Source organism: Mycobacterium kyogaense, assembly GCF_003254575.1.
Lineage (GTDB): Bacteria > Actinomycetota > Actinomycetes > Mycobacteriales > Mycobacteriaceae > Mycobacterium > Mycobacterium kyogaense.
On record NZ_QJUA01000014.1, the window covers coordinates 79,186 to 104,408 of the forward strand.

Sequence of the window (25,223 nt, forward strand, 5' to 3'; positions counted from 1 at the left end):
ATGACCGATTCCGCTTTTGATCACGACGCCCGGGCCCAGCGCGGGCTACGCGAGTCAGCCACCTTCGACCGCGCCACCATCGCCGGCATCCAGCGAGCCGCCGACACTGGCATCTACGACATCCGCGGATGGGGCGCCAAACGCCCGCTCCCTCATTTCGACGACTTGTTGTTCTTGGGCGCCTCGATGTCGCGCTACCCCCTCGAGGGTTACCGGGAGCGTTGCGGCACCGACGTGGTGCTGGGCACTCGCCACGCCAAGCATCCCCTGCATCTGTCGATTCCGGTCACGATTGCGGGTATGAGCTTCGGCGCGCTGTCCGGACAGGCCAAAGAAGCCCTCGGCCGTGGCGCCAGTGAGGTCGGCACGTCCACCACCACCGGCGACGGCGGCATGTCAGACGAAGAGCGGGGCCAAAGCAAGACGCTGGTGTACCAATACTTGCCCTCGCGCTACGGGATGAATCCCGACGACCTGCGCAAGGCCGATGCCGTCGAGATTGTACTTGGACAAGGCGCGAAACCCGGCGGAGGCGGAATGCTTCTGGGACAGAAGATTTCGGAGCGGGTCGCCAACATGCGCACCCTGCCGCAGGGTATCGATCAACGTAGCGCGTGCAGGCACCCCGACTGGACGGGTCCGGACGACCTGGCCATCAAGATCAGCGAACTGCGGGAAATAACCGACTGGGAGAAGCCCGTCTACGTCAAAGTGGGTGCCACACGTACCTACTTCGACGTCAGGCTCGCAGTGCACGCCGGCGCCGACGTGGTGGTCGTCGACGGGATGCAAGGTGGCACCGCCGCTACCCAGGACGTGTTCATCGAACACGTCGGGGTTCCCACGCTGGCTGCCGTCCCGCAGGCAGTCCGGGCCTTGCAGGAACTCGGCGTTCACCGGGAAGTACAACTCATCGTATCCGGGGGAATCCGCACCGGAGCCGATGTCGCCAAGGCCATGGCGCTTGGCGCGGACGCGGTAGCCATCGGCACCGCAGCGCTGATCGCCCTAGGAGACAACGACCCTTCTTACAGCGCCGAATACGAGAAGCTGGGCAGCGCTGCCGGTTTCTACGACGACTTCCAGGACGGACGCGACCCTGCTGGTATCACGACCCAAGATCCCGAACTGGCTGCGCGGTTGGACCCCGTGGCCGCCGGCCGCCGCTTGGCCAACTATCTCCGGGTGCTCACCATGGAGGCCCAAACCATCGCCCGCGCCTGCGGCAAGGCTCACGTGCAACACCTCGAACCCGAGGATCTGGTGGCGGTGACCATCGAAGCGGCCGCAATGGCTCGGGTGCCGTTGGCTGGCACACAGTGGATTCCGGGCCAGAACGGAGCAGGACTATGAGCGCGACCGCCGACATCGTGATCGTCGGTGGCGGTCTGGAGGGCGCGGCCGCCGCCTGGGCATTGTCCGAGCGTGGGGTCTCCAACGTGACGGTCGTGGAGAGCCACACCGTCGGATCGGGTATGACCGGAAAATCAAGCGGAATCGTGCGCTGCCACTACGGCGTGAGTTCATTGGCCGCGATGGCAAAGGTCGGTTTGGAGGTTTTCGAAAAGGCCGACGACATCTTCGGCACCGACATCGGCTTCCGCCAGACCGGCTACGTGGTGGGCGTCAGCGAGATCAACGCCGAGAGCATGCGCAGATCACTCGCCGCACAGCGCGCGGTCGGTGTCGAGACCCAGGAGATCGACCACTCCGAGGTCGCGAAGATGTGGCCTTGGGCCGATCTGGAGCCGTTCGGAGCCTTCGGCTGGGAGGCGCGCGGCGGGTACGGTGACGCCTATCAGACCGCACACGCCTTCATGGCGACGGCGCGCCAGGCCGGTGTTCGGCTACGTCAAGGCACGACTGCCACCGGCCTCCTCATCGACGGTGACACCATCCGCGGACTTCGACTGGCCGACGGCGATCAAATCCTCTGCAACACAGTTGTAGTGGCCACCGGCGCCTGGACCAGGCCATTTCTCGCACCCTATGGTATCGACATCCCGATCCAGGTGCACCGCGAACAGATTGTCATGGTGAACCCAGGTGTGGAGCTGCGCAACGTACCGGTGTTTTCGGATTTGGTGTCACTTCAGTACGTCCGCCCAGATGTGAATACCGAGATGTTGTTCGGCAACTCGGATCTGGCCGAACTCGAGATCGCCGACCCTGACCGCTACCTCAATCGTGCCGACGAGGCATTCATCGATCTGACTGTAGAGAAGATCAGCGAGCGTTTCCCGGGTCTCGGCGAAGCTTCGATCAGCTCGAGCTACGCCGGTTGTTACGATGTGACACCCGATTGGAATCCGGTGATCTCTCATACCGGTGTCGACGGCTTGCTTGTCGCAGCTGGTTTCAGCGGACACGGGTACAAAATCGCACCCGCAGTAGGACGGCTCATCGCCGACCTGGTGATCGAGGGCCGAAGCAACGATCCCAATGTTCCGGAGTCGGATTTCCGGCTCAGCAGGTTCACCGAAGGCGAACTGCTCACGACTCGGTTCCCCTACATCGGAGCCGGAGAAATGCGTTAGCGGGCCCGTATCCGACACCACCGTACTCATAAAGAAGCACCGAAACAGAGGAAAGACCATGAGTCAGACTGTGCGAGGAATGATTTCACGACGCAAGGGAGCACCCGTCGAGGTCGCCGACATCGTTGTCCCAGACCCCGGTCCCGGTGAAGTGGTGGTCAAAATTCTTGCCTGCGGGGTCTGCCACACCGATCTGACCTACCGCGAAGGCGGCATCAACGACAACTACCCGTTCCTCCTCGGCCACGAGGCCTCCGGTACCGTCGAAGCGATCGGCGACGGAGTCGTCAACGTCGAGCCCGGCGACTTCGTGGTGCTGAACTGGCGCGCGGTGTGTGGGCAGTGCCGAGCGTGCAAGCGGGGCCGTCCGCATCTGTGCTTCGACACGTTCAACGCGACACAAAAGATGACATTGACTGATGGTACGCAGCTTTCACCCGCGTTGGGCATTGGCGCATTCGTCGAGAAGACACTCGTGCACGAGGGGCAGTGCACCAAAGTCGACCCATCAGTCGACCCTGCCGTGGCCGGCCTGCTCGGCTGCGGGTTGATGGCCGGTATCGGTGCTGCCATCAACACCGGCGCGGTGGGTCGCGACGACTCGGTGGCGGTGATCGGGTGCGGTGGTGTCGGGGATGCTGTGATCGCGGGCGCCGCACTTGTGGGTGCCAAGACCATCATCGCCGTGGACCTGGATGCACGGAAGCTGGAGATGGCTCGCGAATTCGGCGCCACCCACACCGTGAATGCTGCCGAGCTGGATGCGGTAACAGCTATTCAGGATCTGACCGGTGGGTTCGGCGCGGACGTGGTCATTGACGCGGTGGGTCGCCCCACGACGTGGAAACAGGCGTTCTATGCCCGTGATCTGGCGGGCACGGTGTTACTGGTGGGCGTTCCGACTCCCGCGATGCAGGTGGAGATGCCATTGGTGGATTTCTTCTCATACGGCGGTTCGTTGAAGTCGTCGTGGTACGGCGACTGTCTACCTGAAAGAGACTTCCCCACGCTCATCGATCTACATCTGCAGGGCCGGCTCCCCTTGGACAAGTTCGTTTCCGAGCGAATCGGCCTCGAGGACGTCGAGCAAGCGTTCCAGAAGATGCATGCAGGGAATGTGTTGCGTTCGGTGGTCATGCTGTGAGTACCACCATCGGTAACCAGATCGTGCGCTACGACGACTTGCTGACGAGCGACCACTCAGCGAACTGACTCCGACCGCACGGCGGATTGCGCGACCTGCTCCGAATTCTCATTCTTCCTCGTCGTCACGCCGAGCAGCTTCGATGAGCTCGGGCGGAACCGGCTTCTGTAGCCAAACACGCATCCGCAGCAGACCCGCAGCAACGGTGCCGACGGCAATCACACCGATGAGGATCCAGATGGTGGCGGACATACCGCCAGTGTCCACCTTTGACCGCCCGAGCGGGTCGAATCACGCCCACCAAAACGAGAAACACCGCCGGGGGGATTTCTTCCTCGAAGTCGCGCGAGACGCCCCGGCCGGCGTTGGATACACCAACGCCGACCGCGGACGTTGCGACTAGACCATCAACCGCGTTCCAAACCACACCTCATGGGCGCCATATTCCCCAGGGCGTCCCCGGCCCACCGCCCACGGGTCCGATCGCGGGTCCCCGTCCCGGCCCCGGTCCTGGCCCAGGTCCCGGCCCAGGCCCCAGTCCCAGCCCAGGTCCAGGTCCCGGTCCCGGAGGTGGCGGTCCCTGGCACGGCAGTAACGGTAAGCAGATCCCCGGAGCCCCAGGCGGTGCCGCGCTTGCGCTGGCGGCCATTCCGAGTCCGGTGACTGCCAGGCCCGCGCAGACCGCGGTCGAACCCAACAGCAACCCGACCTTCGGGTGTCGTGTCTTCACGTGTTCCTCCTTCTGTTATCGGCCTTGCAGTTTCGACGGTACGGCCGGTAGGTGGGCGCGAGCTGTGTTTGACGTGTGTCGCTGATAAATGTCATTGGCCCACAGCGCTTTTGGGCGTTCGAGGCAGGATTGCTACTACTGTTCAGTGGGGCCAGCACCAGGTGGCTCTCAGTCATGCTGCGGCTGAGTCAGGTCGTAGAGCGTCACACCGTCGACGGTGACCATCGCGAAGTTCTGCTCGACCCAGTCCTTGATCCGGTTGGCCTGGGTGTCTCTGTCGGCTCCCGGCGGACGCGGTGCATCCTGATCGGCTCCGAATCCCAGTGCAGACTTCTGCGATTCGACGTAGTAGTGCACCTTGCCGTCGGAGACGTACTGCTGGAACTGCTCCAGTGTTGGAGCCGGGTCACCGGAGCTGAACCCACCTAGTGCCATCACGGGGCGATCGGTGGCCAACTGGTAGTAGGCCGCGTCTGAGGATCCGGGCACTCCCGCCACCCAGGTGTAGTTGTCGGCATCGGCCGCCAGGGTGCCCGCCACGGCATCGGAGACCTTGATCTCTGACATCGGGCCCCGTCCGCCGCTCTTTCCGGCGAAGCCGTCGCCGCCGACCGTGGGTCCGGCGGTGACGATGCCACCGGTGTGCGAGGTACTGACCGTCTGGACGGAGTACGACAGCGGTCCGGCCAGCGCCACCACGATGCCGATCGCCGCAGCCCACGTGCGAACCCAAGGGCGGTATGAGCCAGGCAGTGCGGTGACCGCCAGCGCTGCTACGACAATGACAGTGAGCGTGAGGACCACCCAGCGCAGCCACGGAGCGAAGTCCGGGGTTCGATTCAGCAGGACCCAGGACCAGATACCGGTGCCGGCGACCGTCAGCGCGAGAACCGCTATGGCCCGGGTATTTTGCCGTCGTCGCCACAGGTCGACGGTCCCGATGCCGACGAGTGCAGCGATCGCGGGGGAGAGCGCCACCGTGTAGTAGTCGTGAAACAGGCCCGACATGAAGCTGAAAACTCCGGCGGTGCCGATGAGCCAGCCGCCCCACACCAGATACTGCGCGCGGTCGAGGTTGGTGCGCGGTCGGCGTCCGTAGACCACCAAGCCGGCGACCAGCAAAATGAGCGCGGCGGGAAGTAGCCACGAGATCTGTGCGCCGGATTCGCCGGTGAACAGCCGGGTGACTCCGGGGTTGCTGAAGAAACTGCCCCCACCGCCCGGCATGTCGGGCATGTCGGGCATGTCGGTCGGCATGTGCATCCCACCACCGAAACTTTCGCCGCCGCCGAGCAGGCGGCCAAAGCCGTTGTAGCCGAATGTCAGATCCAAGAAGCTGTTGTTCTCCGAACCACCGACATAGGGCCGGCTATCGGTCGGCCACACCTCGACCAGGAGCACCCACCACCCGGCCGCAACGAGCATCGAGCCGAGGCCGGCGGCCAACTGTGCCAAGCGGATGCGCAGTCGTGGCGGCCCGGCGAGCACGTAGGTCAGCGCGAGTCCCGGCATGACGAGCAGAACCTGCAGCTGCTTGGTCAAGAAGCCGAGGCCCAGAAGCGCGCCGCACAGTACCATCCAGCGGGTGCGGCCATCGGCCACCGCGCGCATCGTCGCCCAGACGGCGGCGATCATCAGGAAGACCAACAGGGCATCGGGGTTGTTGTAGCGGAACATCAAAGTGGCCACTGGCGTCAACGCCAGTGCAGCGCCGGCGATCAGACCTGCGGCCGGCCCGAATTGCTTCCTGATTATTACGTACAGCAGCGCGACCGAGGCAACCCCGAGCAGCACCTGCGGCAGTTGGATCGACCACGTGTTGACGCCGAAGATACGAGCTGAGATCTCCATCGGCCACAGGGAGGCCGGAGGTTTGTCGACGGTGATCAGGTTGGCCGCATCCGAGGAGCCGAATAGGAATGCCTTCCAGCTCTTGGTTCCTGCTTGGACGGCCGCCGAGTAGAAGGCGTTGGCCCAGCCGTTGCGGCTCAGCCCGATGCACCAGAACGCGGCGGTGGCGATCAACAGCGCCGTCAGTGCCGGGCGTACCCACCGGGGGTCTGACTGTGCGTCGTCAGTTGTGGTCGAGGCGGCGCGATGCGCCGTGTCGGCGACGTGGGTCATGTGATCATCTCACTGAGGGGTTCGGGGGGTCTCGTGCTCTTACCGGGTCAGTCGCGGTTGGGGTGGAACACCCAGCCGCGCAGAAGCGCGAAGCGCAGCACGGTCGCCGTCAGGTTGGCGACCACGAGCACCGAGAGCTCCAGCCAGTTCGGTGTCGGCGCGACCAAACTGTGGACCGCGGACAAGGCCCCGCTGGTCACGGCCAGAGCGAGCGCGAACACTGCGAGGCCTTCCATGTGATGCCGCAGCGCGCCCTCGTTGCCGCGGACGCCGAAGGTGAAGCGGCGGTTCGCCGCAGTGTTGCCGATCGCGGTGACCAAGAGGGCGACCAGGTTGGCGGCCTGCGAGCCGATGCTGGCGTGCAGAAACGAGAAGACGAGCAGGTAGGCCAGGGTCGAGATGACGCCAACGGTGGCGAACCGGACACCTTGGCGCAGCAGACTACGCGGTGCAGCGGCCCTCCCGGAACCGAGCTGTGCAGCGATGTCGCGCACCGGAATCGAACCGTTGCCAAAGCCTTTCAGCAGCCGGCCGATGCCTTTGAGGTCGGCAGTTGCCGTCACTACGATATCGACACGGCTGTCGGGATCGTCGACCCAGTCCACCGGCACCTCGTGGATGCGCAGACCTGTGCGCTCGGCCAGCACCAACATCTCGGTGTCGAAGAACCAGCCGGTATCGACAACGTGGGGCAGCAGCGTGTGGGCGACATCCGCGCGAATCGCTTTGAATCCACACTGGGCGTCGGAGAACTTCGCCGACAGCGTCGAGCGCAGGATGAGGTTGTAACAGCGTGAGATGAACTCGCGTTTGGCGCCGCGTACGACGCGCGAGCTGCGGTCGAGCCGGGTACCGATAGCCACGTCGGAGTGTCCGGAGATCAGCGGGGCCAGCAGCGGCTGCAGACCTGCCAAGTCGGTGGAGAGGTCGACATCCATGTAGGCGAGCACGGGGGAGTCGGATTGCGACCACACGGTGTGCAGTGCACGTCCGCGACCCTTCTGCTCGAGTCGCACGTGACGCACACCGTCGAGTTCGTCGGCCAGCTCGGCCGCGATGCGCGGAGTGTCGTCGGTGCTGGCGTTGTCCGCGATGGTGATCCGCGCGGAGATCGGTAGCGTCTCGGCGATGTAGCGGTGCAGGCGTCGAATCGAGCCGGCCAACGCGATTTGCTCGTTGTAGACCGGCACGACGATGTCGACGACGGGCACGCCGCGTTCTTGCGCCTCCAGGACAGCGTTGGGGCGCGCTGCGGCCGTTGAAACGCCGATGGTGTCGAGCAGGCTCTGTGTCATGTTCTCATCGTCAGGCTCCGCACTGGGTGCAGTATTGGCCGCACCTATGCGGTTGCTATGAGACAGACCGTTGGCCGTGATCGTCGGCACCCGGCTTGAGCGCAGGGATGTCCCAGTGCTCCACGATCCGGCGATCGACCACCCGGAAGATGTCAACGCCAAGGCCGGTTCGTCGTCCGACACGGACTGACTCGAGGAACCACACCAGATCGCTCTCGGCCAGTGTGACAACCACTGCGAAGCTCGGCCTGACCTCATCCGGAAGGCCCCCGACTTCCTCCAGTGAGCGGCGAAGGGCGTCGGTACCGTCCGGAATCATCTCGTTGTGCTGCAGGTAGACCTCGCCCCAGTAATCGGCCACGACAGTGGTGTCGAACATGGTGAACCGGGCGAAGGCAGCTGAGGCGATCTCGCGGTTGATCGTCGTCGTAGCGGCTCCGCCCGACGCCCTACCGCGAGTGTCTTGGTAAGCGTCGCTGAATACCGACCTGCCGCTGACCGTGGTCGATGGCACGGCGGCGTCGAGCTGCCAGTGCTCCACGACCCGGTCGCCGACGAAACGGAAGAATTCGCACCAGGACTCACCACTGAACTCGTCATGCGGATCCGGTGAAGCGTGCCAGTGCACAGCCACGAACTCGCCATCAGCGACGGTTCGTTTGACCGTTGCGACGACTCCGGGAAGGCGAGTCTGCAACTCCAGATAGAGCCGGCGCCCTCCGGCTGGCCCGTCAGGCACCGGCTGGGAGGAGCGATGATGGCGGGCCTCTGGGGAGAAGATGGACTCGAGGACGTCCCGGCCTTCGACGTGGAAGCCTCCCGCGGTCAAGGCGTCGTAGATGCGCAGTACCGACTGACGGCGGCGTTCGGATTCTGGCGTCCCGCCGTTCGCATGCCCGGCGCCGAAGACGGCGGACGCACCGGTTGCCATCACCGCGACACCCGCAAGCGCAGAAACCGCACGACGCCGCGTGATTCTGACGGACAATTGACACTCCTGTCTGTCGATCACAGATCGACCACCTGATCGCCCTGCATCAAATGAGCTGCCGCACAGCGAAATCAGGACGCAGATGGCTTGTCAGTTCGCCGAGGTTTCCACGTCGGCGATCCGATACTATATTAATGTCTGACAAATAGATATCCACGTATCGAGTACGACCTACCTGAGGAAGAGCCATGACCGAGCCGCTGCCATCGATCGACTCGCTGCGATACCGGGAAGTGATGGGGCACTATCCGACTGGGGTCACCGTTGTCACCGGCATCGCAGATGACGGAGAGCCTGTCGGCATGGTCGTCGGGACCTTCACCTCGGTCTCGCTCGATCCGCCGCTGGTGGCATTCCTGCCCACGCTGGCGTCGAGGACATTCGCGCGACTCCGGACTGCACGATCCTTCTGCATCAACGTGCTCGCTCACGACCAGGTGGCGCTGTGTCGGACGATGGCGAGCCCGGCGCCGGACAAGTTCGCCGATGTCGAATGGAGTGCCTCCTCCACCGGAGCGCCGGCAATCGCGGGAGCAGTGGCACACATCGACTGCGTACCACGACGAGCCATCGAAGCCGGAGACCACTTCATCCAGCTCTGCGAGGTCGAATCCATGGAGGTGCACCGGCAAGTCACTCCTCTGCTCTTCTTCCAGGGCGGATACGGTGGCTTCTCGCCCCACAGCATGACGGCCGGCGGCGATGCCGACCTGATCTCAGGAGTCCGGCTTGCAGATCTCGCTCGCCCTCAGATCGAGTCCCTGGCTGGCGATCTGGCCTGTGAGGCCGCCGTGCTTGTTGCCGTGAACGAGTTCGAGTTGACCACCGTGAGCACTGCTCACGGCGGGACCGCGGTCATGCGTGAGCTTCTCGGAGAGAGATTGCCGATGAAGCCGCCGCTCGGCGAGGCGTACATGGCATGGGCATCGGACGACGCTGCGGCGCGATGGCTGACGATGGTGGGCAAAGACCCGGACAGGCTCGGCACCCACCGGCAGCGACTGGCGGCGATCCGTGCGCGGGGCTACGCCGCGTGGCAGGTGGCCTCCGGCGGTTCCACCGATCAAGCCGATGTCGCTGCCATGATGATCGAGTATGCCGCCGGCGGTCTCACTCCTACACGCGAGCGAGAACTGTTGGCGCGCATGGCGGAGTACATGCCGTCTGTGGACACCGCCGACTTCGCTGACGAACAGGTTTACGACATCGGCGGACTCATGGCGCCTGTGCTCGGCAAGGACGGCAATGTCGTGCTGCTGCTCAGGCTCGCTCAATTGCCGACGCCCGCTTCGGGCGAGCAGATCAAGCGTTGGGCCTCGGATCTTCGAGGCGCCGCGGCACAGGTCGAGGCACGTCTGCTCGCGGATACGACAGCGGCCCGAGGCGAGTACGCGCGGTGACACCGGTAATTGTCTGAGCCGGCGGAAATGCGCCGATCACGACAAATCCGACATTTCGGATCGTTACGATGTACGAATGGCATTTCAAGCCGAACCTGTCCGGCGACCCCGCGAGCAAGTGGAGGCGCAGCTGCGGAAGGCAATCGTCTCTTCGGAGTTCAAGCCGGGGGAGCGTTTGCCGGGGGAGGCAGAGCTCGCCGCGACGTTTCAGGTGAGCCGCGCGACTGTGCGTGAGGCGTTGCGGTCGCTGGCCGCCTCGGGCCTGATCAGGAAGCAGGTTGGCCCGGCTGGGGGAAGCTTCGTCGAGACGATGGACCATGAGTCACTGCGCACGATGCTGTCGGGGTCACTGGAAACGATCCTCTCTCTCGGCACGGTGTCCTTCGCGGAGACGATGGACGTCCGGCGGATGCTCGAGGTGCCCGCGGTTCGGCTCGCGGCCACGAATCGCACCGAGGAGCAGGCAGCAGAGCTGGAGCGGCTCGTGGACCGGCAGGAGGAGCTGGAACGGGAGGTCAATGATGCCGCGCATGATCTGGAATTGTTCGGGTTGGGCATGTGCATCTACAGCCTCATCGCGGCTGCTAGCGGCAACCGAGCGTTGGCGGCCTTCGTCTCGGCGCTGAACCGGGTCACCTTGCCCATTTATCTGCGGGAGCTGAAGCCTGACGAGGCCAAGGTCGCTGCGGGCCATACCCGCTCGCTCGTCCAGGCAATCGTGTCGAAGGATCCGGACGCCGCCGAGAAGACCATCACAGCCCAGCTCGACCTCATGCATCGCGACCGACCCAGATCCGCGGTCCAGCGCAAGCCCCGTCGGCCTGCCGCGAACAGGCGGAGCAAGCGCGGAGCCTGACTCACTGCGCGATGCCGGTTGCCGAAGGTTCTGCCGAGTCGACCGTGGCGGTCCGCTGGCCCCGGGTGAAGATGATCAGGGCGGCAAGTGCCAACACGGCCGACGCGAACATGGCGATACCCATTGGTAGCGCGCTGTTCTCACCGGCCAGTCCCATCAGAGGCGAGACACCGGCGCCGAGTGCGTACTGTAGGAAACCGAGTACTGCGGACCCTGTACCCGCCGCTTCGCGCACCTCGGCGGTGGCCAGCGCCATGGCGTTGGCCACGACGAACCCCACGCTGGCCATGAAGCACGCCATCAGCGCAATCGTCGGCACCGGCGCCACGCCCCCCACGGTGACCGTGAGCAGCAGCAAGCCGGTGGCGATGACCATCGCGGTCATGCCTCCCAACAGCAGCTGTCGCGGCGCGACGCGGACCACCATCCGGGTGGACAGCGCGTTCATCAAAGCCAGCACCACCGCGCACCCGCCGAAGATCAACGAGTACGTCCGCGGTGACAGTCCGATGATGTTCTGCAAGACGAAGGATGACGCCGAGATGTAGGAGAACAGTGCCGTAAACACGAGGGCCAGTGCCAGCGCGTATCCGATGAACCGAGGACTGGACAGCACGCCGGCCGTGCTGGACCGCAGCGCGGCCAGTCCGCCGGGCCGGCGCCGGTCGTGGGGCAACGACTCTGGCACGAAGAAGAGAACGCCGAGCAGCATCACAGCGTTCAAAGCGGCCAGCGCGGCGAACACGACGCGCCATCCGAAGTCGGCGACGATGAAACCGCCGACCACCGGCGCCAGCACCGGGGCCAATGCACCGATCACCATCAGCACCCCGAACAGTCGCGCGGCCTCGGCGCCTTCGGCGCGGTCGGTGATGATGGCACGGGAGATCGCGACGCCTGCTGCCCCAGCGAAGCCCTGCACGAAACGCGCCGCGATCAACATCTCGATCGACGGGCTGATCATGCACAACAAGCTGGCGGCCAAGCACACCACCGTGCCGATGAGCAGCGGCGTACGCCGGCCGTAGCGGTCGGAGAGCGGCCCGATCACCAGCTGGCCCACCGCGAGCCCGATCAGCAGGGCGGTCAGCGTCAGTTGGATCATCGATGCCGTTGTGCCGAACTCGGTCGCCATCTCCGGAAAGGCCGACAGGTACATGTCGATGGACAGTGGCGTCACTGCGGAGAGAAGCGCCAGAACGCCGATCAGCATCGCCGACAGCGGTGGGCGGGTCGGTGTGGTCATGTGAGCACCTCGCCTCGATCGATTGTGTGGTTGCATGGAAACGGCGATGAGTCGGCCTGAGAACTCATGGCAGAGTGCCTGGAGCTCACGGCGCACTGGTGACCGGATCCTCCTCCGCATCCATCGTACGACAGAACCGACAAGTGTCTAACTCATAGCAAAAACTAATTGTCTGACATTTGACATCGACTCGATGGGCTACTTAAGCTCGAACTCGTTGGTCGTCATCCAATAGCGCTCCGATTGCAGCGGTGAGGCGCTTCCGGACCGGATCAGAAAGTGAGGCTTCTCGTGGAACAAATGTGGGAAAAGCAACCGGAGTTCGACGCCGCGACCGAGCGGCTGATCGAGCGGGCCCGGCAATTGGCTCCCGTGCTCCGATCGCGCGCGACGCAAGCGGAGGCACTGCGACGGCAGCCAGACGAAACCATCAGTGATGCTGAGGAATTCATGAACGCGATGGTTCCGAAGAAGCGGGGCGGACTGGGCCTCGGCGCCCGCGTGCTGTGCGAGGTCGCCAGGGAGCTGGCACACGGCGACGCATCGGCGGCCTGGACGATCGCGTTCCTGATCGAGCACAGCTGGATGGCCTGCCGCCTGCCGGTCGAGGCGCAGGAGGAGCTGTTCGCCGACCGGTCTTTCATCCTCGCCTCTGCTCCGCTCACTCCATGGGGGAGCGCGGTTCGAGTGGAGGGCGGCTTCCGGGTTTCCGGCACGTTCAGATACGCGTCCTGCGTGTGGAACTCCGACTGGACCTTCCTCAGCTCCATGGTCAGGGAGAACGGCGAGATGGTGGCCTACACCTTCTTGATCCCGCTCTCCGAACTCGTCATCAACGACGACTGGTTCATGTCCGGGATGGCCGCCACGGGAAGCTCTAGCATCACCGCCGAAGCCGTCTTCGTGCCGGAGCACCGGGGCATGCGCATGGAGGACTTCCTCTCCGCCGACCGTCATCACGGGGTGATGTACGAGGAGACGATCATGCGCTACCCGCCCTATGCCAGCCTCGGCATGATGGTGACTGCAGTCGCGCTGGGGTGCGCCGAGGCCGCGGTCGAGCTTGTACGTGACCGGCTCGCGTCGACTACTGCATTCGGTGGCACACCACGAATTCAATTGCCGATGAGCCGGGATCGGTGGGGCAAGGCCCACGAGATCATGCGGTGCGCACAGCTGCTTTACCACCACAATCTGGACTTCGCCATCAAGAAGTGCGACGCCGGTGAGGAGTGGAGCCTCGAGGAGGTGGGGCAGATCGAACTCGACCAGACGACGATCGTGCACATGGCGCAGGAGGCTGTCGGAATCGTTTGCGATGGAATGGGTTCAAGTCCCTACAGGACGAGCGACCCGCTGCAGCGAGCTCGGCGTGATCTCGACGTGATCGCCAACCACGCGTTCATGGACTACGACCTGATCGCCGAGCGGTCGGTGCGATTCGTGCTCGGGCTCGGCGCCGGGCCGAATGACCCGATCACGACTCGAGCGACCACTCAGCGCAACAGGCGTTGATCTTTCTCGACCAACTAGTTCGACACAAGGAAGGAGACAGGAATGCGTGCTGCAATTCTGAACGAGGTGGGTGGGACCCCCGCGGTGGGGGAGTTCGAAGACCCGAAGGCCATCGACGGAGGAAAGATCGGCCGGGTGCTGGTTGCCGGGTTGAACCCGATCGACCGGACACTGTCGAAGGGCGGCCCGTACGGACCGCCGACCATTCCGTCGGTGGTGGGGCAGGAGGGTATCGCCGAGCTCGAAGACGGTAGCCGGGTGTACTTCCGCGATGTGCGTAAGCCCTTCGGCTCAATGGCGGAATTGGTGCCCCTGGACCCCACCAAGATCTATCGCGTTCCCGACGGCGTCGACGACGCGTTGGCGGTAGCGGTGGGTATCGCGGGTACCGCGGCATGGGCGACGCTCCATGTTCGGGCGAAGGTGGCAGCCGGCGAGTCGGTGCTGGTGCTGGGTGCCAGCGGTGTGGTGGGACAGATTGCAGTCCAGCTCGCGAAGCTCGCCGGAGCCCGTGTCGTCGCCGCGGCACGGCACACCGCCAGTCTGGAGAGGTTGAAGGACGCCGGCGCGGCGGACGAGACCGTGGTGCTGGATGGCGATTACGCCGCAGCGTTGAAGGACGCCTCGGCCGGTGGCTACGACGTCGTGATCGACCCCGTCTTCGGTGGCCCCCTCGAGGCTGCCTTCGCCACAACGAAGTTCGGTGCTCGCTACGTGGTCTGCGGGATGAGCGCGGGGCCGTCGGCCACCATCACCTACCCGAACCTCATCGGCAGGACGGTCATCGGGCACATCGCCGTGACGGTGCCGCCGAACGTGACCGCTCGCGCCTACGAGGAGCTGGTGACCCATGTGCGCAAGGGCCAGCTGTCGGTGGAGACCGAGCGGATGCCGCTCGACAAGATCTCCGAGGCATGGGACGAGCAGGGGTCCGCACCACACCGCAAGCTCGTCATCGAATTCTAGTACTCACCCAGAGTGGTGACGGACGCCCACGTCCGTCACCACTCTGGGTGCGCCTCAGGGCTTCCCGCTCCGCTTTCACACGCAGTGGCCCTGACTCGGTGTCGACGATGCCCCGATGACACCGAACCCTCCCTTCACCGTGGGCTCGCTCGACGCGACGCTCGACCGATCGATCAATTTCCTCGGCCACTGACGGAGGCCCCGTGAGCATCTCCACTTCTTCTTCGACCAACAGGCAGTCCACACGAGTCCGCACGATGGCCGCGATCGGGTGCGCGATCTGCATCGGATTCGGTATCGTCCCGCTGTTCATGGGAACGGTTGCAACCTTTCTGAAGCCGGTGTCCAGCGAATTGGGATGGAGCCTGTCGGTGTTCCCGCAGGCGTCGCTGGTGGTCGGTCTCGCGGGCGCCGTCCTCGGCCCCTTCGCCGGACGTCTTCTCGATCGCCACGGAGTGCGTCGCCTGTTGCCCATCGGCCTAACCGTCTGTAGCGCCGGCCTGTTCGCGATGTCATATGTCGACAATCAGGTCATGCTGTACCTCGTCTCGGCCGTCATGGGCGTCGGTACCGCGGTCGCCGGTCCCATCTCCTATGCCAAGGTCGTCGCCGGCTGGTACAGCAAGCACCGCGGGCTCGCCCTCGGCTTGGTACTCAGTGCTGCACCCGCCATCTCCACCGCAGTGACTGTGCCGCTCTCGCAGATACTGATCGATTCCTACGGATGGCAAGCCGCCTACCGCGTGCTCGCTGTAACCGCCTTCGTTGTCTCGGTTCCGGCAGCACTGGTGCTGATTCGAGAGTCGTCGGCGGCGGCCCCGAGCCCTGAGGGGCCGACGTCGGACGTCGAAGGCGTCGAAGGGTCACAAGCGCTACGATCGCGCACATTCTGGACGGTCATGGGCGTCAGTTGCCTGGTGGCAGCAGGACTGATGGCGGTCAGCAACCACATCATCGCGTGGATGACCGAGGAGGGCGTAGAGGCACAGATTGCCGGCCTGGCGCTCTCCCTCTTCTTCCTGATCGGCCCCTTGGGGTCCCTGGTCGGTGGGGCGTTGATGGATCGGGTGCCGAGTCCGAAAGTCGTGACCGCGTTCTTCTTCCTGCCGCTGATTGGCATGGCATTACTCTTCTTCGGCGGTGGGCTCGGGTTGCTGGTCGGCATGGCGCTGCTCGGCATGGCTTTCAGCAGCATCAACGGCTTCGTTCCCCTCCTGATAACCCGCTACTTCGGCTTGAAGGCCAGCTCAGAGATACTCGGTACGGCATTCGCAGCTCTGACGGTTTTCATGGGAGTCGGCCCGGTGCTTGTCGGATTCGGCCACGATGCCTTGGGTGGCTACCCGTCGCCCATGATGATCGTCGCTGCGACGATGCTGGTCGGCTTCATCGGCTCGTTTTCCTTCCCAGCCTTCCGGTACCTCCACAAGCCCGACCAAGACGGTGATGTTCGAGTCGACGCGCAGGAGAACGCACAGTCCTGAAAGCGGTGCGACAGGCATCTGCACAACGGAGAAATGTTGGTACGCAGCAGAATCGATTACGCGGCGTCGGATTCGACGACGCTGGTGGTGTGTGTCAACATTCCGCTGCGCCCGTCGACAACCCACGCGATGTGTCCAAACCGATCCGCTGCGCGTTGCATCAGGCGAGCCCGCTGTGCTTGCTCGTCGACATCGGCGGCGATCGCCATCACGTCAGCGGAACTCTTACCCAACAGTATTCGGCTGAGCGACACGGCGTATCGAGCAGTGACCACGACACGCCGGCCACTGGCCAGCAACTCTTGTACCAACTCGTATCCTGCGTCGCAGTCCGCGTGGACGACCAGCACCACGTCATTGCCAGTGGTGGTGGGCCAGCCCGAGGGTGGTTCGCTTGTCATAGGAACCAGATAACCGAGATTCGATGAGGTTGGACTATGGCCACACTGTGGATTGGTTATCGTCTGCGTGGTTTTCGCAGTGGCGTCTATGTGCAAGACCGCAGACCTGGCGGCATTACACAGCTCTCACCTAAGAGATGAACAGTTGACACTTAACTCGAGAAAGTAGCTTTGAGCCGCCTTTACGGGTGCTGATCCGCACGACGGTGAGACCGTTGCGCCGGCATTCCTCGAGGTGTGCGGCGTGCGGGCGCGACCCCCTAGCGCCTTCACGCCGCACCTTTCACCTCGTCGGCGCCGAAGTTGCCCATCGCACGAGTCAGCACACGCCGAGAGGACCGCCGATGCCCACCGACGCTGCCGCCACGCTGGGCCGGTGGACGGCGTCGTCAAGCCCTTCCCGGCATGGACGGTCGCACATCAGCCAGAACAGTCACTCGATCGCGCGTGCACTCACGGTGACCGCGACGGCCATGGTCGCCGCGGCCCTGCTGCCCGACACGGGCATCGCCAGTGCCGAGCCGGTGGCCCTTCCCGATGTCAGCCGGCACGGTGAAACAGCCGACGGATGGCAGCTGAGCCTGTCGATGACCCGGATAGCCATCAACGCGGTACCCAACATGGCCGCGACACCGTTCACCGGCGAAGGCTTCGCATCTGCACGAGTGGAAGTCAACATCGACGACGAAGGCCGGATGCCGGTCAACTCCGGCTCCGTTGTGGTCGGGGTGCAATTGGGCTGCCAGGTCAAACTCGACGAGGGTATGGACCTCGGCATCGGCAATCAGCTCGACGTCGTAGCCGACGATCCATTCCTCAACGTGACTCCGAGTATCGGCGTCGACCTTCGCCCCGGATACATCCGAACAGTGGGGCTCGGCGCCAAACGCCTGAAGGGACGCACCGGCATCGTGTCGGTGGAGGACGCGCACGTTCAGATCGACGGGTGCGGTGGGCCCGTGTCTGTACGGTTGTTCGCCTCCGCGCACATCAGCACCGACACTTCAGATGACAGCGTCAACGTCTACGGAGACATCGTGCGCTTATGACATCGCAACACGTTTCGCGCCCTTTGCTCGCCCTGGTGACGGTGTGCTGGATCATCCTCACGGCGGGTCCGGCTGGAGCCGATGACGACGATGACGACGATGACGACAGCAGCAGCAGTCCGTCCAGCGTCGTCACCACCTGGCCTCCCACAGAGGTGGAATGGCCACCGAGACTCGACCCTGTGCACGAGGACGAAGTCTCACCCGCACAGGTGCCCATCGTGATGCCAAGCGGCGTGCCGTATCCACCCTTACCCGTTGAGGTCACACCGACGCGGCCCATCGTGCCGACGACCGCAACGGAAGCGCCCGCGGACAGTTAGGTTGCGGTCGCGGGTAACGGGGGGAACAGAGGTGGGTTGATGCGGGCGAAGCCGTCCTGGCGATAGTAGGGAAAGTGAGGGTAAGGCTGGTCGCGCTGGCTGACTGCGTCGAGCCGGGCAACGTGCTCGTCGTCGAGTGACCATCCGACGGCGCCCAAGTTCTCGCTGAGCTGGCGGGCGTCGCGCGCGCCGATGATCACTGATGCCACAGTGGGCCGGCGCAGCAACCAGTTCAGGGCGACCTGTGCGATGGTCTTGCCGGTTTCGCCTGCGATCACGCCCAATTCGTCGACGACGTCGAACAGAAGCGCGTCGTCGACCGGCGGACCGGCATCGGCCGTCTTGTGCAGTCGACTCACGGGAGGTAGCGGGGAGTCTCGTCGGAGACGCCCGGTCAGCCGGCCCCACCCCAACGGGCTCCAGACCAGTGCGCCCACACCCTGGTCCAGACCCAGTGGCATCAGTTCCCACTCGTAGTCACGGCCGATGAGGGAGTAGTAGACCTGGTGCGCAACGTAGCGCGGCTGGTGCGCAGCGTCGGCTGCAGCCAGTGACTTCATCAGCTGCCAGCCCGCGAAATTCGACACCCCGGTGTAGCGGATCTTGCCTTGGGCGATGAGGGTCTCCAAGGTATCGAGCACCTCTTCGACTGGGGTGAACGCATCGAACGCATGGAGCTGGAACAGATCGATGCGATCAGTTTTCAGGCGTCGCAGCGCCTGCTCGACTGCGCCGATCAGACGGCCCCTCGACGTGCCCGCGTCAGCGGGTCCGTCACCCATTGGCAGTGCCGCTTTCGTCGAAATCAGCACATCATCGCGTCGACCTTTGAGAGCGCAGCCGAGAACTTCCTCGGAGCGGCCTGCCGAGTACACGTCGGCGGTGTCGAACAGCGTGATCCCCGATTCCAGACACAGGTCGACCATTGTTCGCGCCTCGTCCACGCCGGTATCACCCCAGGCGCCGAAGAAATCGCCATACCCACCAAAAGTCGCTGCACCAAAGGACAATTCGGATACGGCCAGCCCTGAGCTGCCCACTTGGCGGTAATCCACGACATCTCCTTAATTGGACGATATTCCCCTTAAGGGCATGACGCTACCGCGTTCCGCGTCTTAACGCGACCGAAGTCCCGTTAAGATGAGTAGGTGACCCCGATTCGACCTGGCGGCAGAACAGCGAACGTTCGCGCCGCAGTACTCAGCGCAACCGCCGACCTGCTGGTCGAGTCCGGCCTGGAAAGCGTGGACCTCGCCGAGGTGGCCCGGCGCGCGGGCGTCGGCAAGTCCACGGTGTATCGCCGCTGGGGGACAGTGTCGGCGCTTGTGACCGACTTGCTCGCCGACATGGCTGAGTCATCACTTCCTCGTCCCGACACCGGGAGCCTCGCCGAGGACTTCCGCAGTATTGCCAACCTGATTCAGCGGACACTGGCCGATCGCCGGCAAGGTCCGCTGTTTGCGGCGATCATCGCGGCGGCAACGTGCAGTCCCGACACCGCCAGGGCTCTCGCCACGTTCTACAGCGTCCGACTGGAGGAGTTCGCCGGAACCGTCACCGACGGCATCGCCCGCGGCGAGGCACCGCCAGGCACCGACCCCTCTGACGCCATTCGCTACCTGTCTGCACCTCTCTACTACCGGCTACTCACCGGCAACGGAGCGCCCGACGACCGCGACGCGAACCGCGCGGCGCGGGCCGCACTCGCCGCGATCGCCGCCGGCGTGTTCACCGGATAACGCACGGCCACCGCCTGCCGCTGCGCCTTCGGCGTGGGCAGCAGGGCCGAGTAGTACGCCGAGCGCGGGAAACGATCGATCACGCTGATGTTGCCGGCTAGCGGCGTGGGATCACTCGGATTCGAAAAGCCATGCCGCAACGGCAATTCGGGCTTCTCATCGCAAGTGGGGCCATTCGTCACCGCCGTGAATCAGCGGCTGTGATGCACGACGGGCTGGTCGCCGACGTACTCGATGACGGCCGAGTCCCCGCGCGACGACAGCCATGCCCTCGACGACGAACGCAGAAAATCGATTGACGAATCAATATTGATTTTTAATTCAGATTCATCAACAATCGGCCTATGCAACCGATCACACCCTCGGCCGGCACCGACTTACCTCACTCGCCCGACTACGTCGTCATCGGCGCAGGCCACAACGGACTGACTGCGGCCTGCTACCTCGCGAAGGCGGGCCACAGCGTCGCCGTGTTAGAGGCGTCATCGGGGATCGGGGGCATGACGACGACCAACCCAATCTTCGCCGATGCGCCAGGGCACCTGTTCAATGAGGGTGCCATCCAAGCCACCGGAATCTTCGGCCTCTCCGGTGTCACTGAGGAGCTCGAGCTGGGCAAATACGGGCTGCGGATGGTTCCTGTCGACCCAGCCCACGTACAGCTAGCGCCCGACGGCAGCTCGCTGGCGATCTGGAAGGACGCGAGCAGGACTGCCGACGAACTGCGCAGGTTCTCGAAGAAGGATGCGCAAGCCTGGCTCGACTTGGCGAATGCTCTGGACCCGGCGATGGATCTCGTCGTGGCATACATGAAGGCACATCCCCTCCGCCCCTGGACGAAAGAGATGGCATCGGCAGTAGCCCGAGCTGCCCGTCACCCGAAACGCCTATGGTCCCTTCGCCATTTCGCCACGGCGTCGCACACCGAGTTCCTGGACGAGACCTTCGAGTCGGAACTTCCCAAAGGCGCGCTGGCCGCGATGGCAGCGTTCTCTCAGATGCGACTCGATATGACGGCGTGGGCGATGATTTACCTCGGCATCGTCCAGAAGACGCCGAACCTCATGCCCATCGGCGGTACCGGCTCACTTCCGGCCGCCATGAGCCGCTGTCTGCTCGCTCATGGCGGCACGATCCACACCGGTGTTCGGGTCGACGAGATCGTCGTCAGCAATGACCGCGTCACAGCGCTGCGACTCGACAACGACAGGCTCGTGCGTCCGCGGGTCGGCGTCATCAGCACCTGCAACCCGGTGATCACGCTGAACGAGCTGCTGCCCGAGGGCACCTTGGACCGAAAGATGTCGATTCGGGCACACGACATTCCCATTCGGAAGACTCACGCGACGTCGTTGAAGATCAACGTCGCGCTGTCTGGTGAGGTTTCGTTGGCGCGCCATGAGAAGTGGCGCGGAAACGACATCGATCTACGGCGCCACCTCGTTGCTTGGCACACGCTCAAGGAGCAAGACGCGGGATGGAACTCCGTCGTCCGCGGGGAGTGGCCGGACCCGGTGCCTGTGAGCTGCGCGATGATCCCGTCAGCCGTTGACCCCACACAGGCTCCCACGGGCCAAAGTACCTTCTACCTCTGGTCCGGAGTCATTCCGGTGACACCCAATGAACCGTGGGAAGACGTGCGCGACAAGGTCGGCGACTCCGTGCTGCGCAATTGTGCCGAGTACTACGACGGGCTCGGTGATCTGGAGATCGACCGAAAGGTGCTCGGCGGGCCCGATATCGAAGAGCGGTTCAACGCTCCAGCGGGCAACGTCTATCACGTCGACCCCTTGATCACTCGGTTCGGACCGATGAAGCCGGCGCCCGGCCTGGGCGCTTACCGCACACCGATCGACGGCCTCTACCTCAGCGGGGCAGGCACTCATCCTGTCGGCGGGGTCTGCGCACTTCCCGGAAAGCTCGCCGCCCAGACGGCGCTGCGCGAACAGCGACTCGCGAAGTGACGGTACCCACGCTTCGTGGCGCGACTGTCGATGAGGAAATGTTGATCGCGGACGCAGAACTGTCGCGACGATTCCAGATATTCAGTGCGTGGTGCGGGGTCGCCTTCGTCATTCTGCTCTTCGGTGGGTGGGGGATCATGGGCGGCTTCATCCCACTCATCTCCGCTGCGGACTCGCCCGCGGAGATAGCGGCTGCGCTCGCACAGAATCCGGTGCTACACAAGGTCGGCCTCAGCTTGGGCATGGTAGGAATCACCCTGACGTTGCCTTTCTATCTCGTCATCAGCGTCCAGATGCGCCGGGCCGAGCCAGGGCAGCCGCTCATGTCGGCGCTGCAGATGATCTGCGGCATCATCATCACCGCCGTTCTGCTGATTCCGATGTTGATCTTCATCGTCACGGCCTTCCGACCAGAACGCTCGCCAGAGCTGTCGCAGATGCTCAACGACATGAGCTACATCATGCTCATCCTGCCGTGGCCACCGATCATCGGTCAGATCGCAGCGATCGTCATCACGACGCTACGACGGCGGCCAGCTGTACAGGTGTTTCCGCGGTCGGTTGGATTCTTCACTTTGTGGGTGGGTGTCTTGCTGCTGCCTGCGAATATGATCATCTTCTTTCGCGACGGGCTGATGGCGTGGACGGGATTGATCGGATTCTGGATCCCGGCGGCGGCCTTCGGCATCTGGTATCCGATCATGACCTGGGCACTGCTACGTGCGATACGGCAACAGTACGGAAGCGGCGTCTCCGTCTAGGCCGGAATGCTCGTCGGCGAGATGCCGTTGAACGTCGAGACCCCAAGCGAGTGACAAGGTTCCGTGCCTTCCTCCGCAACGGGGGAGGTCTTCAGGAATGCGCTGCCAGCGCCGGTAGATCAAGATTCGCGATCGATCGTGCCTCATCGGCGTCGATCCCGAACGAACGCAGCATCATTTCTGCCCCGGCACTTTCGACAGCGGGACCAGGCTCCAGACGACCAGACAGAATCGCCCTGATGGCGGCAACCGCCGAGGCGGCCACCGATGACAGACACAACTCGATGTTCGTGATGTCAAAACGACCGCAGCTGATCCCTCGTCTCAGTGTGTCCATGGCCCACGGCTGCACGGCTTGTTCGAACTGACCCTCCACGTGGTAACGGTCAACGAGAACACTCGCCAATTCGGGTTCCTTCCAGCCGAAGCGCAAGAATCGGCGATATGCGGCCGCAGCGGCCACCGCGGGGTCCGACTCATCCTGCGCTGCTTGGCCGATCATCGACGCCAAAGATTCCAGAGCTTGCGCGACGATGGCCTCGACAAGCGCATCCTTGTTCTCGAAGTAGGAATAGAACGTTCCGAATCCCACGTCCGCGCGCGCTGTTACGTCGCTGATGCGCAGAGCATCAATCCCTGATCCGGCGATCGTCGACCGCGCTGCCGTCAACAGGCGCTGTCGCACTTCGGCCTTCCGTCGCGCCCTTCGGCCCGACGGGATCGCGTCAGCGCTCAACGTTCGCGAATCCGTCCATCACCCCAGTATCTCCGACGGACCACGAAGTTGAACAGCGTCCACGATCCGGACCAGCCGGTCCTGCCGCCGCGACAAACACGTCTCGGCAGGCGCAAACCATGTCGGCATCCAGACCCGCTGACTGAACATCTCGGGGCGATGTCGACCTAGTTCAGGATTGCCCGCGCTGCGCGCTCGGCGATCAGCATCACGGGGGCGTTGGTATTGCCCGACGTGATCGTCGGCATCGCCGAGGCATCGACAACCCGGAGGCCGGCGACGCGGTGGACGCGACAGTCGGTGTCGAGGACCGTGGCGGCCGACCGCGGTACACCGCGTGCATCGAACTCACCCATCGCGCATGTGCCGACCGGATGAAAGATGGTGGTTCCCAATTCAGTTGCCGCCGCCTGCAGATCGTCGTCACTGATCCGTTGTGGGCCGGGAAGTACTTCTTGCGGCTGATAGCGGGCGAGGACCGGGGATGCCATGATCTCGCGGGTCATCCGCAATCCACGAACGGCGACATCGCGGTCGGCGTCGGTGGACAGATAGTTGCAGGAGATCCTCGGGTGGGTCAGCGGGTCCGCATCGGCCAGACGCACATGGCCGCGCGAGGTGGGCCGCAGGTTGCAGACCGAGGGAGTGATGGCGCCATACGGGTGCAGAGGTTCTCCGAACTTCGGCAACGACAAGGGCTGCACATGCCACTCCAGATCGGGACTGGCCAGCTCGGGCTCGCTCTTGGCGAATGCGCCCAGCGTGGACGGTGGCATCGTCAAGGGTCCTGACCGCATGAGCAGGTACTGGAGTCCCATGCCCGCCCTGGTGATCCAGTTCCGGTACAGCGTGTTGACGGTGCGGGCGTTCTGGACGCGGTAGACGGAGCGAATCTGCAGATGGTCCTGCAGGTTCTCACCCACCCCGGGCAGATCGACCGCCACCGGCACGCCGTGTCGGGTGAGCAGCTCGGCCGAGCCCAGACCCGAAACCTGCATCAGGTGAGGCGAACTGATGGCCCCGGCACTGAGGATCACCTCGCGGCGGGCCCGGACGTCGACGATCTGGCCGTCTCTGAGCAGCCGCACCCCGGTGGCGCGGTGCCGCGCATCGGTCCACGCACCGCGCCGCTGATCGTCACGAACCTGGTCGTCCATCAGCACCCGCAGCGCCTGGGTCTGGGTGTAAACCATCAAGTTGGGTCGGTGGGCGACGGGGTGCAGGAACGCATCAGCCATCGACCATCGCCGGCCGCGCCGCTGATTGACGTGGAAATACGCACTGCCGGAATTGTCGCCACGGTTGAACTCCTCGATGGGCTCGATGCCCGTCTGGGCCGCGGCGGCCTGCCATGCGTCCAGGATTTTCCAGCGCACACGTGGCCGCTCCACCCGAATCTCACCGCCGGCGCCATGCCACTCGTCAGCTCCGCCGAAGTAGTTCTCCAGCTCCTTGTAGATCTGCAGTGTTTCGCCGGGACCGCCTGGGCCGCCCCACAGCCACCGCTCGTCGCCGGTGGCTCTCGCCCAGAGCTCGTAATCGCTGGCCTGGCCGCGCATGTGGATCATTGCGTTGATCGATGAGCAGCCGCCGATGACGCGGCCGCGCGCGTAGATGATGCTGCGGCCGGCCAGACCTGGATCGGGCTCGGTGGTGAAGCACCAGTCGGTGCGCGGGTTGGCGATCGTGTACAGATATCCGACCGGGACCTTGATCCAGAACCAGTCGTCCTTGCCGCCGGCTTCGATGAGGAGCACCCGGTGATCGGGGTTGGCGCTGAGCCGATTGGCGAGCAGGCAACCGGCGCTTCCTGCTCCCACGATCACATAGTCGAATTCGGCCACTGGGCTTGTTTCGGGCACCGTTCCTCCATTGCGCTCCATTGCGCGTCCCAGTGTGCGCGATGGCTGCCCGAAGCAGGGCTGCAGGCGGAGTCGTTCGGTTGCGTGTCCGCGGGGGTCA

The 25,223-nt window shown here is 64.2% G+C and carries 21 protein-coding genes; 12 read left to right on the plus strand and 9 right to left on the minus strand.

The features are described from left to right. Genes DMB80_RS12415 through DMB80_RS12425 form a run of 3 tightly spaced genes read left to right on the plus strand, consistent with a single transcriptional unit; the run spans nucleotide 1 to nucleotide 3,681 of the window. Entirely contained in the window at nucleotides 1-1,353 is a 1,353-nt protein-coding gene (locus DMB80_RS12415) for an FMN-binding glutamate synthase family protein (RefSeq protein WP_111510128.1), read from the plus strand. Next, nucleotides 1,350-2,537, plus strand: a complete 1,188-nt coding sequence (locus DMB80_RS12420) for an NAD(P)/FAD-dependent oxidoreductase (protein ID WP_111510129.1) — start codon at nucleotides 1,350-1,352, stop codon at nucleotides 2,535-2,537. Before DMB80_RS12415 ends, DMB80_RS12420 begins: the two co-directional genes overlap by 4 nt. Before the next feature lie 58 nt (nucleotides 2,538-2,595). After that, complete coding sequence (locus DMB80_RS12425; protein WP_111510130.1) at nucleotides 2,596-3,681, plus strand: S-(hydroxymethyl)mycothiol dehydrogenase; 1,086 nt, start codon at nucleotides 2,596-2,598, stop codon at nucleotides 3,679-3,681. Between the two features lie 108 nt (nucleotides 3,682-3,789). Here DMB80_RS12425 and DMB80_RS28110 read toward each other — a convergent pair whose 3' ends face one another. The 4 genes from DMB80_RS28110 to DMB80_RS12445 all read right to left on the minus strand — a co-directional run bounded on the left by DMB80_RS28110 (nucleotide 3,790) and on the right by DMB80_RS12445 (nucleotide 8,761). Continuing rightward, nucleotides 3,790-3,933, minus strand: a complete 144-nt coding sequence (locus DMB80_RS28110) for a hypothetical protein (RefSeq protein WP_162938512.1) — start codon at nucleotides 3,931-3,933, stop codon at nucleotides 3,790-3,792. 646 nt (nucleotides 3,934-4,579) lie between these two features. Beyond that, on the minus strand, nucleotides 4,580-6,535 hold the full coding sequence (locus DMB80_RS12435) for an ArnT family glycosyltransferase (protein WP_111510132.1): 1,956 nt from the start codon (nucleotides 6,533-6,535) through the stop codon (nucleotides 4,580-4,582). 47 nt (nucleotides 6,536-6,582) lie between these two features. Next, nucleotides 6,583-7,830 carry a glycosyltransferase gene (locus tag DMB80_RS12440; RefSeq protein WP_111510133.1) on the minus strand — a complete coding sequence of 416 codons (1,248 nt, stop codon included), beginning with the start codon at nucleotides 7,828-7,830 and terminating at the stop codon, nucleotides 6,583-6,585. A 55-nt stretch (nucleotides 7,831-7,885) separates the two neighbouring features. Then, a complete protein-coding gene (locus tag DMB80_RS12445) occupies nucleotides 7,886-8,761 on the minus strand; it encodes a nuclear transport factor 2 family protein (RefSeq protein WP_111510134.1) in 876 nt (291 codons plus the stop codon). 248 nt (nucleotides 8,762-9,009) lie between these two features. Between DMB80_RS12445 and DMB80_RS12450 the strand changes: the two genes are divergently transcribed. Next, on the plus strand, nucleotides 9,010-10,221 hold the full coding sequence (locus tag DMB80_RS12450; RefSeq protein ID WP_111510135.1) for a flavin reductase: 1,212 nt from the start codon (nucleotides 9,010-9,012) through the stop codon (nucleotides 10,219-10,221). A 118-nt stretch (nucleotides 10,222-10,339) separates the two neighbouring features. Next, entirely contained in the window at nucleotides 10,340-11,077 is a 738-nt protein-coding gene (locus DMB80_RS12460; protein WP_162938513.1) for a FadR/GntR family transcriptional regulator, read from the plus strand. Nucleotide 11,078: 1 nt separating this feature from the next. On the opposite strand, the gene DMB80_RS12465 is transcribed toward DMB80_RS12460, so the two are convergent. Further along, nucleotides 11,079-12,323: a multidrug effflux MFS transporter gene (locus DMB80_RS12465; protein ID WP_111510136.1), complete on the minus strand. Its 1,245-nt coding sequence runs from the start codon at nucleotides 12,321-12,323 to the stop codon at nucleotides 11,079-11,081. 300 nt (nucleotides 12,324-12,623) lie between these two features. Between DMB80_RS12465 and DMB80_RS12470 the strand changes: the two genes are divergently transcribed. The 3 genes from DMB80_RS12470 (at nucleotide 12,624) to DMB80_RS12480 (ending at nucleotide 16,288) form a co-directional block, all read left to right on the plus strand. Then, nucleotides 12,624-13,838, plus strand: a complete 1,215-nt coding sequence (locus DMB80_RS12470) for an acyl-CoA dehydrogenase family protein (RefSeq protein ID WP_111510137.1) — start codon at nucleotides 12,624-12,626, stop codon at nucleotides 13,836-13,838. 42 nt (nucleotides 13,839-13,880) lie between these two features. Further along, nucleotides 13,881-14,804, plus strand: coding sequence for a quinone oxidoreductase family protein (locus DMB80_RS12475; protein ID WP_111510138.1), 924 nt, complete (start codon nucleotides 13,881-13,883; stop codon nucleotides 14,802-14,804). Nucleotides 14,805-15,007: 203 nt separating this feature from the next. Further along, on the plus strand, nucleotides 15,008-16,288 hold the full coding sequence (locus tag DMB80_RS12480) for an MFS transporter (RefSeq protein ID WP_205538645.1): 1,281 nt from the start codon (nucleotides 15,008-15,010) through the stop codon (nucleotides 16,286-16,288). A gap of 56 nt (nucleotides 16,289-16,344) precedes the next feature. Here the strand turns inward: DMB80_RS12480 and DMB80_RS12485 are convergent, their stop codons facing one another. Then, complete coding sequence (locus DMB80_RS12485) at nucleotides 16,345-16,689, minus strand: SDR family NAD(P)-dependent oxidoreductase (RefSeq protein ID WP_111510140.1); 345 nt, start codon at nucleotides 16,687-16,689, stop codon at nucleotides 16,345-16,347. A 344-nt stretch (nucleotides 16,690-17,033) separates the two neighbouring features. On the opposite strand from DMB80_RS12485, the gene DMB80_RS12490 reads away from it, so the two are divergent. After that, entirely contained in the window at nucleotides 17,034-17,738 is a 705-nt protein-coding gene (locus DMB80_RS12490) for an MspA family porin (protein ID WP_240431157.1), read from the plus strand. Between the two features lie 319 nt (nucleotides 17,739-18,057). Here DMB80_RS12490 and DMB80_RS12500 read toward each other — a convergent pair whose 3' ends face one another. Next, the gene (locus tag DMB80_RS12500; protein WP_111510142.1) at nucleotides 18,058-19,116 is read right to left on the minus strand and encodes an aldo/keto reductase; all 1,059 of its coding nucleotides are present in this window, start codon (nucleotides 19,114-19,116) and stop codon (nucleotides 18,058-18,060) included. 93 nt (nucleotides 19,117-19,209) lie between these two features. Between DMB80_RS12500 and DMB80_RS12505 the strand changes: the two genes are divergently transcribed. From DMB80_RS12505 to DMB80_RS12515, 3 genes are all read left to right on the plus strand, one after another. Further along, on the plus strand, nucleotides 19,210-19,800 hold the full coding sequence (locus DMB80_RS12505; RefSeq protein ID WP_111510143.1) for a TetR/AcrR family transcriptional regulator: 591 nt from the start codon (nucleotides 19,210-19,212) through the stop codon (nucleotides 19,798-19,800). Between the two features lie 344 nt (nucleotides 19,801-20,144). Further along, entirely contained in the window at nucleotides 20,145-21,764 is a 1,620-nt protein-coding gene (locus DMB80_RS12510) for a phytoene desaturase family protein (protein WP_111510144.1), read from the plus strand. Beyond that, nucleotides 21,761-22,525 carry a hypothetical protein gene (locus tag DMB80_RS12515; RefSeq protein ID WP_162938514.1) on the plus strand — a complete coding sequence of 255 codons (765 nt, stop codon included), beginning with the start codon at nucleotides 21,761-21,763 and terminating at the stop codon, nucleotides 22,523-22,525. Before DMB80_RS12510 ends, DMB80_RS12515 begins: the two co-directional genes overlap by 4 nt. A gap of 91 nt (nucleotides 22,526-22,616) precedes the next feature. On the opposite strand, the gene DMB80_RS12520 is transcribed toward DMB80_RS12515, so the two are convergent. Next, complete coding sequence (locus tag DMB80_RS12520; protein WP_240431158.1) at nucleotides 22,617-23,210, minus strand: TetR/AcrR family transcriptional regulator; 594 nt, start codon at nucleotides 23,208-23,210, stop codon at nucleotides 22,617-22,619. Between the two features lie 218 nt (nucleotides 23,211-23,428). Further along, on the minus strand, nucleotides 23,429-25,105 hold the full coding sequence (locus DMB80_RS12525; protein ID WP_111510146.1) for a GMC family oxidoreductase N-terminal domain-containing protein: 1,677 nt from the start codon (nucleotides 25,103-25,105) through the stop codon (nucleotides 23,429-23,431). Between the last annotated feature and the right edge of the window lie 118 nt (nucleotides 25,106-25,223).